Origin of the sequence: Roseimaritima multifibrata (assembly GCF_007741495.1) — a bacterium.
Lineage (GTDB): Bacteria > Planctomycetota > Planctomycetia > Pirellulales > Pirellulaceae > Roseimaritima > Roseimaritima multifibrata.
In genome coordinates this window covers 1,513,908-1,531,304 of record NZ_CP036262.1, presented here as the reverse complement: position 1 = coordinate 1,531,304, position 17,397 = coordinate 1,513,908, and the positions used below count along the sequence as shown (strand labels likewise).

At 50.0% G+C, this 17,397-nt stretch carries 10 protein-coding genes; 6 read left to right on the top strand and 4 right to left on the bottom strand.

What is annotated here, in order from left to right; genetic code table 11:
• Positions 1–53 precede the first annotated feature (53 nt).
• From pglZ to FF011L_RS05730, 5 genes are all read left to right on the top strand, one after another.
• A complete protein-coding gene (pglZ, locus tag FF011L_RS05750; protein WP_145350719.1) occupies positions 54–2,570 on the top strand; it encodes a BREX-1 system phosphatase PglZ type A in 2,517 nt (838 codons plus the stop codon).
• Between the two features lie 99 nt (positions 2,571–2,669).
• Positions 2,670–4,718 carry a BREX system Lon protease-like protein BrxL gene (gene brxL, locus FF011L_RS05745; protein WP_218933033.1) on the top strand — a complete coding sequence of 683 codons (2,049 nt, stop codon included), beginning with the start codon at positions 2,670–2,672 and terminating at the stop codon, positions 4,716–4,718.
• A gap of 162 nt (positions 4,719–4,880) precedes the next feature.
• Positions 4,881–5,852 (top strand): hypothetical protein, encoded by a 972-nt coding sequence (locus FF011L_RS05740; RefSeq protein WP_145350718.1) that lies wholly within the window; start codon positions 4,881–4,883, stop codon positions 5,850–5,852.
• Positions 5,853–6,167: 315 nt separating this feature from the next.
• On the top strand, positions 6,168–7,340 hold the full coding sequence (locus FF011L_RS05735; RefSeq protein ID WP_145350717.1) for an SIR2 family protein: 1,173 nt from the start codon (positions 6,168–6,170) through the stop codon (positions 7,338–7,340).
• Positions 7,340–9,235, top strand: coding sequence for an ATP-binding protein (locus FF011L_RS05730; protein WP_145350716.1), 1,896 nt, complete (start codon positions 7,340–7,342; stop codon positions 9,233–9,235). Before FF011L_RS05735 ends, FF011L_RS05730 begins: the two co-directional genes overlap by 1 nt.
• Before the next feature lie 497 nt (positions 9,236–9,732).
• Here the strand turns inward: FF011L_RS05730 and FF011L_RS05720 are convergent, their stop codons facing one another.
• The 4 genes from FF011L_RS05720 to parA all read right to left on the bottom strand — a co-directional run bounded on the left by FF011L_RS05720 (position 9,733) and on the right by parA (position 15,461).
• Positions 9,733–12,918, bottom strand: a complete 3,186-nt coding sequence (locus FF011L_RS05720) for an ATP-binding protein (RefSeq protein WP_145350715.1) — start codon at positions 12,916–12,918, stop codon at positions 9,733–9,735.
• Positions 12,919–13,358: 440 nt separating this feature from the next.
• Positions 13,359–14,450: an exonuclease/endonuclease/phosphatase family protein gene (locus FF011L_RS05715; protein ID WP_145350714.1), complete on the bottom strand. Its 1,092-nt coding sequence runs from the start codon at positions 14,448–14,450 to the stop codon at positions 13,359–13,361.
• Positions 14,451–14,601: 151 nt separating this feature from the next.
• On the bottom strand, positions 14,602–14,844 hold the full coding sequence (locus FF011L_RS05710) for a hypothetical protein (RefSeq protein ID WP_145350713.1): 243 nt from the start codon (positions 14,842–14,844) through the stop codon (positions 14,602–14,604).
• Complete coding sequence (gene parA, locus FF011L_RS05705; RefSeq protein ID WP_145350712.1) at positions 14,841–15,461, bottom strand: ParA family partition ATPase; 621 nt, start codon at positions 15,459–15,461, stop codon at positions 14,841–14,843. Before parA ends, FF011L_RS05710 begins: the two co-directional genes overlap by 4 nt.
• A gap of 884 nt (positions 15,462–16,345) precedes the next feature.
• On the opposite strand from parA, the gene FF011L_RS05700 reads away from it, so the two are divergent.
• Positions 16,346–16,972 carry a PEP-CTERM sorting domain-containing protein gene (locus tag FF011L_RS05700; RefSeq protein ID WP_145350711.1) on the top strand — a complete coding sequence of 209 codons (627 nt, stop codon included), beginning with the start codon at positions 16,346–16,348 and terminating at the stop codon, positions 16,970–16,972.
• Positions 16,973–17,397: the final 425 nt, after the last annotated feature.

The following is a 17,397-nucleotide window of genomic DNA, read 5'->3' as shown; positions in this document are numbered from 1 at the left end:
CCGACCGTCGATTTCGACATTTTAGAATGATACTGTACGCAAACTGAAACAATATGTCCGAACGCATAATTCAAGCTCTCGAAAAACTCTTCACGAAACATCGTATCGTCTTCTGGTACGACGAAGAGGATTCACTGCGCAAAGACTTTGACGCCGTCGAGGTCGCCGGTGTCGAAAAAGTTGAAATCGTCAACAACGAATTCGGGCTGAAGTACCGAATGCTACGGCAGCAGTCGAAGCAGAAGTTCCTCGTCTTCAAAACCGGCGGTCCTCCAGAGGACAAGGAAAACTGGCTGCTCGATGTCCAGTTGGCTCACACCGATTTTCGCACCGACAAGGCTTCACTGTGGCTGACGGAGTTAGAGTTGCCCTATGAGTTCCGGCCATTGGTTTCGCGGCATGAGTTCTTTTTCAATAGTGCCAAACGCCGTGACTCGCTGAAGAAGAAGGTCACCAAGAACGACACATTGACTCAGGTCGCAATGAAGATGCTGGGCGTCTGCGCCGATTGTGCAGACAGCGAACCGCGTTTGGATAGCGTGATCGAGAACCTGCTTGCCGAACTTGCCAAGGGGGATGGTGCAAAGCGTTACGACCTGATCGGCAAATGTGGACTTGATGGATTTCTGTGGGAGCAAACCAAGAACGTCTACCAGTACGCGGCCGATTCGCCCACCGTGAAGGATTTTGCGATCGAGCTATTCAAGTCCTGTTACCGTATGGACGTCGGCGGCGAAGTTCGGTTCGGAAGCGAAGCCCTTGTCTTTCTGAAAAGATGGAAGGACTCACGAAACCATGAAGCAGCGTTTAAAACTCTGTCCCATCAGGCTGCCGAAATGCTAAGCATTTCCTCGGATCTTGAAAACCGTGATCTGAAAGCTCTGGCTGAAGTGGATTACTTTGAGTTTGTTGACCAACGAATTCTGAGCGAACTGGCGTCGGCAGTCGGAAAAAAGACGATCTCCTCTGGCGAGTGCACTCAGTTGATCCGTGGCCGACGTCGCGGACACTGGTATGCGCAGTACGAACACTACTATGAAGCAGTGGATCATGCGGCCCAGTTGCTGCATTTGCTCGACACACTCTCAATTCAATTGGATTCACTCCAGCAGGGCGTATCGGCCTATATTCAATCGTTCTACAGGCTGGACCAGGTCTATCGGAAATTCATTTTCCACAACGTCAAATCGGGCGGGGCGACGTTGTTGGGACCGCTGACCAACGAGATCTGCAAACGGTACACGAACACGTTTTTGATGCCTCTGGGGGATCGGTGGCAGGAATTAGTGGACGGATTGGAAAAATGGGGGATCCCAGGCAATCGTTCGCAAACCGGATTCTTTGACAAATACGTGCGCCGCGTATTGGAGAAGAACAAAAAGGTCTATGTAATCATCTCGGATGCAATGCGTTTCGAGGTCGGCGAGGAATTATGTCGACGGGTACGTCAGGAAGATCGATTTGAAGCCGAGCTGGATCACATGATCACTACGCTTCCCAGTTACACGCAACTGGGGATGGGGGCACTGCTGCCTCACAAACAATTACGAATCCAGGAGGACAAATCGACCACGGTGATTGCGGACGACGTTTCGACCGCAGGCACTGTGAACCGTGACAAAATACTGAAAGCTGCCGCGAAGAGCATCGCTTCCGATGCCTCAGCACTCGCTGTGCAGGCAGTCGACATCTTGGATAAAAACAAAGAGGAGGTCCGAGCACTGGTCCGCGACCACGACGTGATCTACATCTATCACAACTCGATCGATCAAATCGGACACACTCAAAAGACAGAGCGTAAAGCGTTTGAAGCGGCTGAGACAGCCATGGAAGACGTGGTTCGCGTGGTGCGAAAGCTGACCAGTGCGAACGCCACGAATGTGGTGGTGACTGCTGACCATGGATTCTTGTATCAGGATGAAGTGGATGAGAGCGATTTCTCAGCGGCCCAGGTCGAGGGAGAGATTTTGGCGTCGGACCGGCGATTTATCGTGGGACGAGACTTAAAAGTGTCGGGGGGAGCAAATCTCTATTCATCTGAAGCACTGGGCTTGGATGGCGATTTGCAGATTGCCGTCCCGAAGTCTATCAATCGTTTCCGCAAGAGCGGAAGCAGCACCCGATTCATGCATGGGGGGAGCACGTTGCAGGAAATAGTTATCCCGGTGATCGAGATCAAGAAGAGCCGTGGGTCGGACGTGTCTGCGGTGAACGTAGACATGATTCCGACGCCATCGAGCGTGATCTCCACGGGCCAGCTGGCATTGGTCTTCTATCAGTCGGAACCAGTAACCGAAAAAGTGCAGGCACGCCATTTACGAGTCGGTTTATACGCAACCGATGGAGAACTGATTTCGGACAGCCATGAACTGGCTTTCGATCTGACCAGCGAGAACGCTCGCGAGCGAGAACTAAAGGTGCGATTGCTACTGTCCAAACAAGCCGACAATTACAACCAGCAGCAGATCATGCTGAAGATGGAAGAACCGATCTCGGATACTTCGCAGTTCAAGGATTACAAATCAGTGCCGTTCACGTTACGGCGGTCCTTTACAAGCGATTTTGACTAACGAACTTCTCAAAGAGTTCGACGAAATTACCGCAATGGTCGTCGCCTCACAAAAAACCATTCGCGCAAATAATCCAAAATCGAGAATCGGAAATCCAAAATGAGCCCATCCCAAATGAGCCCGCTCGACAGAAAAATCAACGAACATTTTGGCGGTCTCGTTGTTCGCAAAGATTTGGTCAAAGCCGTTAAAGGAAATGCGGTCCTGCCGTCTTACGTGCTCGAATACTTGCTTGGCCAATACTGCGCGACGGCCGACGAAAACTCGATTGAAACGGGAATCGAAACTGTCAAGGACATCGTTGCCAAGCATTACGTGACGCGAAGTGAAGCGGGGTTGGTTCGTTCACAAATCCGCGAGAAAAAACTGCGAAAAGTAATCGATCGAATCAGTGTCAATTTGAATGACAAGCATGATATTTACGAAGCCACTTTCGCCAACCTCGGAATCAACAAAGTGGCGGTGCCGGCCAGCACCGTGAAAAAGCATCAAAAATTGCTCGTGGGTGGTGTTTGGTGCATCGCCGATATCGAATACCAGCACGACGACGACGATAAATCGATACCGTGGGTTTTAGAGTCACTGAAACCGATTCAGCTTTCCAGCTTCGATTTCGACGGGTACTTGGCTGCACGAAAGCAGTTCACGACCGACGAATGGATTGACACTCTCATCCAAAGCATTGGCTTTACCCCAGACGCATTTGGGCGTCGCAGCAAGTTTCTGCAACTGGTGCGATTGATTCCATTCTGCGAACGCAATTACAACTTGATCGAATTGGGGCCTAAAGGGACAGGCAAATCGCATATCTATGGCGAGTTCTCGCCTCATGGCATGCTGATTTCGGGGGGCGAGGTGTCCGTACCAAAATTATTTGTCGAGAATCGTGCCCCTTATAAAATTGGCCTAGTGGGATACTGGGACTGTGTCGCATTCGACGAATTCGCAGGCAAGGCCAAACGTGTCGACAAATCGCTCGTCGATATCATGAAAAATTACATGGCCAACAAGACGTTCTCACGAGGTATTGAAACGCTTGGCGCCGAAGCATCGATGGCGTTCGTTGGCAATACACAACACACAGTCGCTCACATGCTCCGGCACAGCGACTTATTCGACGAGCTACCGACAAAGTTCCATGACTCGGCATTCTTGGATCGAATGCATTTCTTTGTTCCTGGCTGGGAAGTTGATATTCTACGCGGCGATATGTACACGTCAGACTTCGGCTTCGTGGTCGATTACCTAGCCGAGATTCTTAAGCAACAACGCAACTTCGATTACTCACATCTCTACGCAAACGATTTCCAGCTCTCCGAACAGATCTCAACTCGTGATCGCGACGCGATCAACAAAACGTTCTCGGGATTGGTAAAGATCATTTTTCCAAACCAAGACGCAACGACGAAAGAGCTAGAAGAATTGCTCGTGTTTGCGATAGAGGGCCGGAAACGAGTCAAAGACCAGCTAATGCGTATCGATCAAACGTATGCTGACGTGCGTTTCGCTTACACAAACGCCGAGGGGCAGGAAGAGGTGGTGAAGACGCTTGAAGAGGAGTTGTATCCAGCAATTTATTACAAGAGTGGCGAGCCCGAATCTGATACAGAGGAGGTAGCACACAAGATCGAGCCAACAAAACAATCGCCGACGGCAGCAAAGTCGGGGGCAGAAGAAGGGCACGTAACGGTGAAAGAGAATCAACGAGGCATCGACTTCGACACTTTATTTGGACCTTACGTTGTAGGTGCGAAAAAGATCGTATTAACGGATCCATATGTCCGAATTTTTCATCAAGCACGCAACTTGATGGAATTCATCGAGACGATAGCTCGTGTAAAGCCCGATGACGAACGAGTCGAAATCGAATTGCTCACGTCTGAAGAAGAATTCAGCCCCGAAAAGCAGCTCGAGTTTTTTGAAAAAATCCAGAAGAACTGTCTGCCTATCGGAATCCTGTTTTCATGGACATTCGATACGACGATTCATGCTCGACACATCGTCACGGACACTGGATGGAAGATCCTCCTGGACCGAGGCCTCGATGTTTTCCAACGCTACGACACGAACGATTCTTTTGCAATTTCCAACCGCCTACAAAAACACCGATCCTGCAAAGCCTTCGAAGTGACGTACTTACGGCAGTAAGATAGTCAGGTCGGCTCGCTAACGAAGCTCGCAGCTTGGCGGAAAAGGTGTCTTGCGAATTCGTTTATCAGGACAGCTGATTAATCACGAAGCGTTCACGATTGCTTGAGTAGAATAATTTCGAGGCAAGAGTCGGAAGTTCCCCCTAACGAGACAAACGCAATGTGCAAAACAGCGTTTTCTGAACTGATCAGGCTGTACGACGATTTTGATGACCAACTCAGATTTTACTATGAGCAACACTTTTCTGTAGAGAGCCATTACGAATGTGCTTTACGTGACTGTCAATGGCCTGACTGTGAATTGGAAGCGGCGGATGGCATTTGCCCTAAGGACATTCCTATTCCTCAATCTCATCAGAAGATCACGCGTGACCACGCACTGAACGTGGCGGCAACCAGCCTGTGCAGGGAACTCGGGATCGCAAGACTACCCGCTGACAAGAAAGCTCAACCAGGACGCAATTTTCGAAAGCTGTTGGTAGCCAGTGGACAGTTACCACTGGGGAGTGCACGGCGAGAAGGCTTCGAGCAGGAGCTAAAAGACGACATTTCGCTTGCTGTTAGAAACGCAATTTATGAATTGCGAGACTGGATCGACCAGCAGAAAAACGAGTTGCAGCATGATCTGACTCGGCCACATCGGCTGCATGTTGACGATTTAGATTCGTTCTCCCTCGTGAAGGACGTTTCCTCCAGGGCGGCAAATGGAATGCTAAGAAATGGTGTACTCGATTGGCCCGAAGACAGAATTCGCACGGCATTCGAGGAGATCCTTGATATCCCATTTACGTCCCGACACTCCCCTGCTGAACTGAACGACCTCATTACTGCAAATGTCATTTTGGATGGATTACGAGTACCAACCGCATTCATGTTGAAAGGGCCAGGAGTTAAGGTCTCAACGCTTGAGATCAAACACTGTGGATCTCAAGGGAACCAACTGTTGAAGCTGTTCGACTCGCCAGCCGAGATTTTTTCTATTCAGTTTGTTGGCAAGATTTCGGAGTCGGTTGTTCGGGATGCAGAACAGAAAGCACAAAATCTGCGACGACTTGGAAAACAAGCGAGCCTGCTGGTTATTGATGGACAAGATACCGCGAGGATACTCATTGCCTATGGAAAAACTGGCTGAGGTGCCTAAATGCAGATTACCGGGGTTCCAGTGCGGCTTTCTTGAAAAATGCCTCCGCCTAATGGTTGACGCCTACTCGTCCTAGCGGTAACGGCTGGAGACCACCATTTGACTATCCATACAGCAAACCGCGATTTCGACGTCGCTCAGCGAGTGCGCCCGAAACCCATAAAGCTTAACTTCAAGGGCCTTTTTCCTCAAAGATACCAGACGAGAAGCAGGCGAGAAAGAAACCTACCCACTTCTCTTTAGGGCGTAAGAAGTGGCTATATTGATCGCACCTCACGAACATGAAAAACACTATGGTGACTTAGGATGGAATTAGAGAACGGAACGTCTGATGTGCTGCAACAGCTGGATAACTTATTAAGTTCTAGCAACCAATCTTGGTTATTCGGAGCAGGCACGAGCATCGACTCAGGGATCCCGCTAATGAGGGCGCTAACGGATCGGGTAATTGCTCGAGCAAACGAAGCGCCAGATGGCCAGGCGTTAGCGGGAATACAAGAAGAACTTGACCCACACTGTCATATTGAGCACATTTTAAGCCATATTGCAGACCGCAGAGCAATCGCTGAGCGATGCAAAAACAAGCAAGTTCAGTTTGGCAAGGCGAAATTCGACCTTACTACGCTCGAAGAGTTCCATCGACGACTTCTTTGTTCAATCGCTGAAACTGTTCGCTGGGGCTATATTGCTTACAACGGAGAAGATCGCCCCGAGAGAGTTGGAACATCACACGCTCCGATTGTCACCATCGACAATCAAACTGCTTTTGTTCGTGCTGTGTTTAATCACCGGCAGACGAATGTTGACAAACGCAGAAAACCTGTACGAATTTTCACGACGAACTACGACACACTTATTGAAGATGCACTGGCTATGGAGTGTATTTCATACTGGGACGGTTTCGAAGGTGGAGCAATTGGTTTTAGATCTTTACGATTTGGAGACGATGAGCCCGTCAGCGGAATTCGAGCGCAAGTCATTAAGTTGCACGGGTCGATAGACTGGCACCTAGGATCCGACGGTAGAGTTTGGCGAGTGCGGGACAGTGACGTGTATCCTGAAAAAACTTCGCGAGTTCTTATCTACCCCCAATCTACGAAATATGTAGCGACGCAACGTGACCCATTTGCTTCTCAATTTGACCTGCTTCGCAGATCACTAAACAGCACCAAGGAAAACGTATTTGCAATTTGCGGATACAGCTTTGGCGACGAACACATCAACCAGGAAATCCAACTGGCAATGGAACGTCGCGAAAACAAGACGACAATCTTGGCGTTTGCATCAAAAATGAGCGGAGTACTAAATGACTGGGCCAATTCGACTTGGTGCAAGCGATTGTACGTCATTACCGAGAAAGGGATTTTCGTAGGTGGTAATGGTCCATTTGCCCAACCACTAAAAGAACAAACACTTGGCTGGTGGAAACTCGATGGGGTGACTCGATTATTACAGAGTGGACCGGAGGCGTGTGTCTGATGAGTAGTACTTTTGAATTAGTTGCAGACCTGAAAGTAGGTGATATCGTCGAGGTTACGGGCTCCTCAATCAAGGTCGAACTTTCAGGTGATGTGACGGAACTAACCAGGACCCACGAAGGAAGGGTTTATCCCATCGGTCAGATTGGGAGCATGGTTAAAATTCACTTTGGTCGAAAACTGATTTTTGGATTCGTGACTTTATTACGGATGCGATCAGAAGAACAAACAGATCTGCAGTCACCGATTCCACCGGAAGCAGACCAGCGACTGATGGAAGTCGAATTGTTCGCTGAAGCTGTCTGGAACTCAACAGATGCCAAGCTCCACCTATCAAGAGGGGTTACCACCTATCCCTTACCACGTCAGACCGTTCACTTATTGACTCGAGAGGAAACTCTATCGATTTACGATACCGCAGAAGCTGATCGATGCGACGAAAACTACAGCCCTCTGGTGGCTTTCGCTCACTATTCCGGCGCAGACAATGCCGTATGTCGAGCCAACGTAGACAAAATGCTGGGGATGCATTGTGCCGTCCTCGGATCAACTGGCTCAGGAAAATCTGGTGCAGTCGCCGCGCTGCTCCACAGCATGGTGGAACATAAGCAGCCCAACGGAAGTCGTTCTGATCCCAGGATTGTGATCCTCGACCCGCATGGTGAATACGGCCGAGCGTTTGAAAGTTGTTCGGTTCGTTACCGTGCTTACGACCCACTGAACAATGAGGCTGCGACAGGGGAACCTATCAGCTTACCTTACTGGCTGATGTCAGCAGACGAATTTCGGATGCTTGTAATCGGCAAGACAGAACAGGAAGCAACGTCTCAAAACAATATCATTTACAAAGCGTTAACCCACGCTCGCATGGTGGCTGCCGGACTCGTTGACAAGGCTCCATCTAGCCATGGCAGCCCTGCACCAACGGATGGACTTGAGTTTGATTCCCCCCGTCCCAAAACCGCTTCACATTCAGATCGGCTTTTGTCATTCGATCGAGACAAACCGCGTCCCTTTTGCCTCGATGAGCTTTATCGGCATATTCTGTTCATGCAAGCTGCTAGAGACAATAAAGGAACGATGAGACCTATAACAGCGACGGAATTTTCCAGGTCGTTCAAGTCGATTATTGACAAGCTGTCTGTTATAAGGCGAGACCCACGAATCGATTTCCTCATGTCAAATTGGGCGAAAAACAGCCTCCGACTTGAGCAAATTATCGGCCAACTCGTAGGTCCATCGCAAGCAGCAGATGGATCAGAAAAGCCTATTCGGATACTCGACATTTCTGGACTTCCTAACGAAGTCGCTGGCCCACTCGCATCAATGCTTGCACGGCTATTGTTTCAATACAAACTCTACCAAACAGACACTGAACGGAAACGAGACCCTGTCCTTTTAGTATGCGAAGAGGCTCATCGCTATGTTCCCGACCGAGGTGAAGCGGAATACGCAGCAGCCCAGGTTGCAATTCGTCGCATCGCAAGAGAAGGACGAAAATATGGGATTGGCCTTATGCTCGTCAGTCAACGTCCTTCAGATATTGAGAGCACTGTAATTGCGCAGTGCGGAACATGGTTAGTTCTTCGATTGACTAACGCCGGAGATCAGCAGCAAGTAGCAAGGTTTCTTCCGGATGGGCTTTCGGGCATGACGAAGGCGCTTCCGAATCTCGCGCAGCAAGAGGCTATTTTTGTGGGAGAAGGAGCCGCCATGCCGGCAAAGGTTAGAGTTCGAGACCTGAGAAGCGACCAGCTTCCTAAATCTAACTCAGCAAAGTTTGCTCAGGGTTGGACACTCGATAGACTAATCGAAAGAGAGATGAAGGAAGTTGCAACGAGAATGGTTGACGGGGATCAAATAGAATTTGCAGAGGATGCCACCAAACCGTTTTAAGAACAAGTAACCCCAGAAGTCTCTGCTAGCCCATCACAATGGGGTCAGTGTGATAATGTTCGTTATGGAAACTACGGCATTTACTCGGATTGATTCAAGTCCTTTTCAATTAATCCTCGCAGCAGGTCGGCAATTTGGATTTCGCGTTTGACGCAACTCAGTTTCAGAGCTTTGTGCAACTAAGGATCGAGATCAATTGTCAACCGCTTTGGCTTGATCGTCGACTTGATCTCCGGCACTTGGCGGTTTTCGACCCAAGTGTCTGAGCTTGGGATTGCTTTGGGCCGTGCTGATATGTTGATCTGCTTGCTCAGGTTATTCTCCTCATTTCGTTAACGATTTTTTTGATTTCCTGGGCGGGCTTGGACATTCGCTTTCCGAGCACCGTCGAACCGACTGGGATGCCAGTCCGGCAGCTGGTAGTGCGAATACTGACGACCACTTCTCAACTTTACAAGGTAACGATTTGTTACGCCTCAGCCCATCCTATTACTCGGTCATTGGACAATCATCTCTATGCGCCATTGAAACTTCAATTTGTTTAGCTCGTTCGTTAGGTCCACATAGCGAGTTTCTCCTTTATCCACGCACATTAGCCATCCGGGTCGCAACTCGTAAGTGTATGAGAACCTCTTTGGAAGCCTATCTGAAACAATTTCAGGACATGTGCTGGTGTCAGCGCCGATTTGTTTCAGCTGGCTCGATGAGGGAAGGGACACCGCTTCCCCAGCCCGCAACTTGGAAAACACCTCACTGACTTTCGCCGGCATCTGGCTATCTAACTGGATTGCGACACTCCCAACCTTATCCAAAGACCACCGGTCGGCACGAGAGCAAACCCCGGAATTCCAAAAGTAGCCCAACCACCCAACCGCAACTTCTGCGACATCAATCTCATTTTGGGAATGCAGGTGCTGGATTGCAGCAACGAAGCCCGCTCGATCCAGAATTCGCTTTCCCCGAGAACGATCGGCAATTGCATTGCAAGTCTGATCGACAAGCTCGGACAGTGCGCTGGTATCCTTCACACCACCCTCCAGCAGCGCATACAGTTCGTTTGCAAGTTCTGGCCCTTCGCAACTCGAGCACCAACGACCCCACAGTCTATTGATCTCGCCCATTGAGGTTCCGCCCTCGATAAGCTGGATGATTCTCTTGCGAAAGTCTGGAGTGCGAGATTTGTGGGCAGACCAAAACGCGATCTCAGTGGAATCTGTTTTGTCAACGCCGAGAGAATCTGCTTGTTCAAAAAAGCCGGAAATCGAATCGGATTCGGCCGCCACACCAGAAAGTGCCAACATTCCCCCTGGATCACTTTTGCCAAGCCGTTCCTTCGCTAAACTTGCAGCGTTTTCACTAATGGCAGTCATTTCGGAGAATGCGACCCCCAATGGACCGATTTGTATTAAGTCAATTTCACTAGCCATTGCAAGCAGTGCTCCCGTAAGGTCATCCGCCAATCGTGGCTCCTCCTTCAGCCATGCTGAGACTGTCTCGTCGGTCAGAAGCGAGTTAACTGCATCGGCAAGGTGGGGCTTCTTCAACACAACGGCTCTAATTACCCGCATGAGTTGGTTTGAGCGAAGAGCGAACGGCAAGATGTCAAGTGAATTCCGCTGGTGAAGCTTTTCGACCATATCTGCGATTGTCAGATCACCAATTTCGTACGAGCCCTCCAACATATCCGAGCCGATATAGTTTGCGGCGAATCCATCGGCGATGAAATTGTCGATCCAATGGGCACCTCCTTCACCTCGGACCTGTCGAAAGATTCCGGCTTCGACGCAGGTTCGGATGAACGAGTCCGCCTCTTCTACGTCACGAATTTTTTTGCCGGACCAACTAAGCACTCGGTCACGATTCATCAGAGCTTGCAGATCACCGCTGGTCCGACCAGATGACCACGCTACTTCGTGGTACTTGCTATTCCACGAAAGCTGCCCGAGTAGGCTTACAATGTCTACCGGCTTGTGATCGTCTAACGCTTCGAGAATTTCTGACGAGGGAATCGCACTTTCTATCATTGTCCGAATATCGCTAAGCGTCTGTTCAGGTGGCCTACTTAATCCTACGAAATGTTCCGTCAGCGGAGCCGTCATACGTTGAAGTTCTTCCCGCATGAAGGTGCTTGGAGCAAGGTCCGGGCGATCCACGTACTGAACGAGAACACGAAGGTGGTATATGGAAAATGCTTTGCGTTTTGCTGCCCAACCAGCTTTCAAGGCTTTCGCTGCATGTGTTTTGAGTCCTTCTTCGACCCATGACCTGAGCATTTTGGTCGCATCTCCACGCCCCCAGTGCTCACATTCTACGTACACTGAATTTGGCCTAGGCAGGAAGTCGAGCCGTGGCCGACCTATCAGTATAAGCTTCGGCTTCCTCGCCGAATCGTTTGAGGTGATGCCAGTTATTATCTCTTTGAGGTTCGGTCGAGGTAACAGATCGTCAATCAGGAAAACAAGTCGGTCGGGACTGACTTGTGAGCAACGAACGAAGGCGTCCAGGCACCCTTTCACCCAACTGGCGTCCTCAGACCGTTCCGTCGGCACAAACCTCTTCACGGCGCTCGACAAAGCTTGACGCGCCTCTTCTTCGTTCTGGCCACGGGTAAGAAAATCCAACGCAGCAAGTGACCCTTCTGTACTCAGAGCAACGATTAGTGACTTATGCTCCGAAACTAGATACGCAGCACACTTTCGAGCCAGGTCGGTTTTGCCCGATCCGGGTGGACCGAATATTGAAACGCATTCCCACTTGCCTGGGGTCAAAACCCCATTAGCGAAGTGCGTTTTGAACCGCTCGTCGAGAATATCGTCCGTAACCGGATAAGACATCGACGGTTCCGCCACATCGAGAATCGCACCCTGTTTGAGCATGTAGAAAGCAAATGTTCTTGCAATTGCATATGCCTCGCTCGAATTTGACGCCTGACGCAAGAAAGCATCATCAAATACGTCTTCGCCGAGCAGTTGCTTCACGATGGTTGCGGAATTGGATTCCGCCGCTTTCTCGAAGTCTAACTGAATGTCATCAGACATGTAGACTTCGACGACAATCGAGACGCTTGGAATCCAGCGTCTTACTTCTTTGGCAAGGTCTTGGGAGAGGGAATAAATCTGGTGTGTTGAAGTGACTTGCAGTTGAGGGGCAGAAACCCATAGCCGAGCAGGACGGCGGTCATCCGCAACCCGATACTTTATTAGTGCCGCCGACCCTTCCTGGTTATCAGCGACCAGTTTTATCTGCCCGATTACCGATTGAACGACCGATCGGGAGTCTGCTAAACTTTCGGCAGCTGAAGTAGCCGAAATGTAAAGTGGCCGATACGACGGTTCCTCGTCTTCCAACCTCGGACACCGACTGGCCGTCACTCCATCCGAAAAATCCTTCTCCACGACCGAAAATTCGGTTTCCGGCCAAGCACGGAGCTTGTGGCCGATGGCCGGAGGGACCAGTTCTGCATGCCATCCCGCAAGGGCCTGCAGGGATTCGTTGCGAAGCCTTCGTCGGCCATAGCTTCCCAAACGGTTGCCTGCAAAGCGTTTAAGGAGTTTCTCGGTTGGGACTGCCCGCTCCGAGAAATATCGTTCATAAAGGAACCGGAAGAAGCCACCTCCGAAAAACGAAACAACGGCGACGATCGCAGGCCAAGCTATCTTGTGATTCTCTATCCAGTCTGCCATCTGCACTCACTTCCGGATTTTGGTGACTTTTATCGACATCAATTAAATGAGGATGATGATGCCTGTTTAGTTGGTTGTCTATTTTCGATTCGGACTCTACCTTTAACTGCATCATTCGTGCATCCTGATGCTGAGTCATTGCTTCGTTTCTTCGTCGCCTTGTTATTTATGAGCCTGCCGGCCACTCAAGGAATTAGCGGTGAGCAGGCATGCTGATTGTGAGGCAGATCCTTTACTGTGTGTTGTGAAGGTCATGAACTAGAAAAAGCGGAAGCCGTTGGCATCGACTACGGCCTAGCTATTAGTATGGCAGATGTGGTTATGCATGATGAGGAAGTTCCATGGCTGGCATAAGTGGCGTCAGTGTTGACCTGTTCAGTTTCGGCACGATCGCATGAGTCACTCCTGGCTTGCTTATCGACTCTATCTTGTAAGCGGTTTTACAAGGCGTCCAACTTGTTTTCCAAATACCTTACGGCGGAGTCAGTATTGATTTCCAGCCAGATTGGATAGTGATCTGAGATTTGTCGCGATAGCCAGTGAACCCAGAAATAATTCGGGTACGCGTTATCGTCTAACGTCTTGGTTGGATTCCTGCTCTCGTAGTCCGCTTTTGCCTTGGCCTTGTAAGTTATCAAGTTGCTCTCAAACAAAGTTCGAAACTCCACAACTCTGCCGTTTTCGTTGCCGTCTTTGTCCTTTGCGATTTCGAAGAACTCGTCCCTACGAATGAACATTCGGTCATATGTATGGGTGTTCATTGCAAGGGTTGTATCGACATCGCTCAAGTTCTCCACTTGCTCGAATCCATAGTCATTCTTCAGCATCGCAACGCTCGCGTCATCTACTTGCGGATAGAAATTGAAATCACCAGTTAGGATGATGTTCTCGAATCCAAGTCCACCTATGCCAACCTTCGGCTCAAGCGTATTCATGATCCGTTTGAGTTCGCCTTTCCTTTCTGCGGCGTTGGTAGAGGAATTTCCTGGATCGAGATGGACGTTGATGATTGAGAAATGCTTCCAGCCCGTGATGAACCCTGTGATGTGGGGTGTTCGCTTTATCTGGTGACCGTCCGCCACCACGAGTTCCCCCGAGAAGCCGCTGAAATCGACACGCTTTGTATCGTAGAGGATTGCGCTTCGCTCACCGTTGCCAGCATTTCCTTCCGTAACGTCGTTGATCACGTAAGTCCAACTGTCGCCCAACATGTTGGACAGAATCTGTAGCTCCCTGATCGATCTTCTCACTTCTTGAATGACTACAAGATCAAATGCAAACATTATCTCTGCGATATAGCAGTAGAACTCCGGGTGCTTTTTGGCCTGTCCAAACTCTTTGAGATTCCAAGTTGCGAAAACGAGATTTCCATCTTGTTTTCGCGGCACGCCGCTGGCGACAATATGCTCCTTGATCGCAAGCACCTGTTTTATCGCTCGCTTCTTTTCCGAAACGCTCATTCTAGAGACGAATCTTGGATAACCGCGCTCCTCAAGCTCTTGGGCTGGTAACAAATCGTAGTAATGCGGCACGTGGTACCCCTTATCAAGAACGAAGCGATTCAGCAGTTAGTCCAAGTTTTACGAGATTCTGATCACAGACGCAAATTACACCCCAGGTCGAGAACATGCACTCCGTGGCCGATCCATGCCTTCGATTGTGTGATGATATGTCTTATGGCTATTACGGCAATTCCTTGGCTTGCTTCACATCTTCTTCAATTAATCCTCGCAGTAAGTCGGCAATTTGAATTTCGCGTTTGACGCAACTCAATTTTAGAGCTTTGTGCAGCTGGGGATCGAGATCAATTGTCAATCGCTTCGGCTTGGTCGTCGATTTGACCTCCGGCACTTGGCGGCTTTCGACCCAAGTGTCAGGGCTTGGGGTTACTTTGGGCCGTGCTGACATATTGACCTGCTTGCTCATGTTATCCTCCTCAGTTCGTTAACGAATTTTTTGACTTCCTGTGCGGGTTTGGACATTCGCTTCCCAAGCACCGTCGATCCGATCGCTGCCGATTCCGCGTAGGCGACTCGCTGCCCAATATCACTCTTGAGTACGGGCACCTTTAGTTCTTTCAGTGCCTTACGGACATCACGGCCGATGGCCGTATTTGCGATCTTTCGATTGACCGCCATGCAAACTTTGATTTTCGGGCGAAACGTTTGGGCCTCCTTGACCAAATCAACCGTTTCGGCTGACGCCCAGACATCCATTGGCGAAGGCTGCAGCGGGATGATAACTATGTCAGACGCGAGGATGATTGACCGAGCAAGCTCGGTCACGCGTGGTGGGCCATCGATGACAACATGGTCATAGTCTTCCGCCAGCATTTCGATCTCTTTGTGGATCGTTGCTTTCGGCATTCCCACGACGGTGAACTCTGGACTCTCGCGGAAGTTCGACCACGCCAGTGCGCTCCCCTGTGGATCGGCGTCGATCAATAGAACCTTCTGCCCTCGGCGTGCAAACTCCGAAGCCGTGTGAATCGACAAGGTCGTTTTGCCAACTCCGCCTTTTTGATTTAGGAATGAATAGATCATGGTCGTCGTGTTTCTGTGCAGCCGTTGGCACGTTGTTGAGTTTTCACGCTACACGAAATTTTTCTGCCGCGCAAGAGTTTTCGACGAGCTGATCAATGACAGCGAAACGGGTGATGAGCCCTTCATCGCGATCGAGACGAACTGTCTGCCTGAGTTTCCGATTCTTCACGGAAATTCGTGCACGATATAATGCACGAAACGTGCACGAAATGGCGCCCCTGGATGAAAACGACGGGCTAGAAAAACCTCAAAAACACTAGGAAACCAACGTTTTTGGACGTGCATCCGCAGTGTTCACACCGCAGAGGTCACAGATTCGAATTCTGTATCGCCCACTTCTTAAGTCTTTGTCTATCGAGGACTTACAACCGCTCACCGGTAAACTCTTTTTCCATTCACCGTGCCCCCCCTTCGGTTCCCCCACCGACTAAAGGTGCAGGACCGTTTTCTGAAGGCTCCTCATCGGCAACCAGTCGACTCGACTGGCTCAATTCGCCAACAGGCGAACCAACCCCAGTTTTCCTGCCCAGCGCCGCACCACGTTCGGCACCCACCCTAGACAAACAGGGGAGCCGTCGTTCGACTCTTTCGCGGTCCTCCTTACGTGAGCACACAGTTCAGCGTGAGAAAGAAACAAACGCGAACACTCACCGGTCCCTAATCCTCGGACGCGAGTTTTTTAAAAAACGGAGACGAGCAAAAAACACACTAACGGCCCTGCTCCCTTTCATAGCCTGCCCATTCCACTTCGCCAATTCCCATCAAAAATGCTCAATTCACCTATTTTAAAAAATTCCAGCCCGCTAATTGCGTCATCGATTCAGACCGCTACAATACCAAGGGGGTTAGCAAATACCACTCACCACCTTGCATGTGAGAATTAAATGTTCGCGAATCACCTTTCGATTGTAAACTTTACCCTCTTCACGATTCTCACCATCGGAACCAGTTCTTTTGCGAATGCAGGTCTCGTTTTAGGTTTCACGGGGGATTACGCGCCAATGAACTGGACATTAGACCAAAATAGCGGCGACGGGTCCGTTGCCATTAGTGGCGCGCCTGCAAGCGTTTCGATTACCTCCTCGAACACCGGTTCAGGAGTTTTCGTCAATACTGACTTTTCCGCGATAGTGACACAGTCAGGCACGGTCAGCTTTGCCTGGGAGTATCTTACAACTGACTCATATGCGAGTGCTGAATGGGATCCGTTCGGCTACGTACTAAACGGCACGTTCATCCAATTAACTGACGACGCCGGTTCAATTTCACAATCAGGCAACACGGCATTCCTCGTTTCGTTAGGTGACGTATTCGGTTTTCGCGCCCAAGCAATTGACGACGCACTCGGCAGTGCAACAACGACGATCTCTACATTTTCAGCCCCTGGAACATCCAACGCCAACGTACCCGAACCATTCTCGATTGCAATTTGGGGAATGATCGGATTAACTGGGTTGGCTGCTCGCAAACGTCACTTACATCGGACCCCATCAACAGAACCAATGACATGAGTGCGATCAAAGGGGTCAGGTGCGATCAAAGGGGTCAGGCCTCTTTGTTTTGAGATTGCTTGGGAAAACGGATTCTTGGCCGGCCTCGAGGGCGCATTGTTGATTCGAGTTTGAGCCGTCTGGCAATGGTATTTACCCAGCCTTCATCGCCCAGCGGTCTTCCTCGCTGCGCTGACAAACGAACCGCATCGAGCTCGGATTGCGTAAGCGGCTCGTTGACTCGATCGACCCAGTTGGGAAGCCGCGATATCGGCCATGGGGAAAGCAGCTTCGGCTCGCAAAGCGTTGCGTTCAACCTATCGACAATCAACAAAAATGGCCTCCTCAGAAGATTTTGTGGGTGATATGGGCGATGCACTTATTCACCACGAATACAATTCTCTTCGAAAGGGCACAGTCGCGAACGCGACGGCATGCGAAAGCCT

Bases quoted from the DNA above. Each gene is read 5' to 3' on its own strand.
- FF011L_RS05700 (WP_145350711.1), top strand. From the start codon at position 16,346: ATGTTCGCGAATCACCTTTCGATTGTAAACTTTACCCTCTTCACGATT.
- parA (WP_145350712.1), bottom strand. From the start codon at position 15,461: ATGATCTATTCATTCCTAAATCAAAAAGGCGGAGTTGGCAAAACGACC.
- FF011L_RS05730 (WP_145350716.1), top strand. From the start codon at position 7,340: ATGAGTAGTACTTTTGAATTAGTTGCAGACCTGAAAGTAGGTGATATC.
- brxL (WP_218933033.1), top strand. From the start codon at position 2,670: ATGAGCCCATCCCAAATGAGCCCGCTCGACAGAAAAATCAACGAACAT.
- pglZ (WP_145350719.1), top strand. From the start codon at position 54: ATGTCCGAACGCATAATTCAAGCTCTCGAAAAACTCTTCACGAAACAT.
- FF011L_RS05735 (WP_145350717.1), top strand. From the start codon at position 6,168: ATGGAATTAGAGAACGGAACGTCTGATGTGCTGCAACAGCTGGATAAC.
- FF011L_RS05710 (WP_145350713.1), bottom strand. From the start codon at position 14,844: ATGAGCAAGCAGGTCAATATGTCAGCACGGCCCAAAGTAACCCCAAGC.
- FF011L_RS05740 (WP_145350718.1), top strand. From the start codon at position 4,881: ATGTGCAAAACAGCGTTTTCTGAACTGATCAGGCTGTACGACGATTTT.
- FF011L_RS05720 (WP_145350715.1), bottom strand. From the start codon at position 12,918: ATGGCAGACTGGATAGAGAATCACAAGATAGCTTGGCCTGCGATCGTC.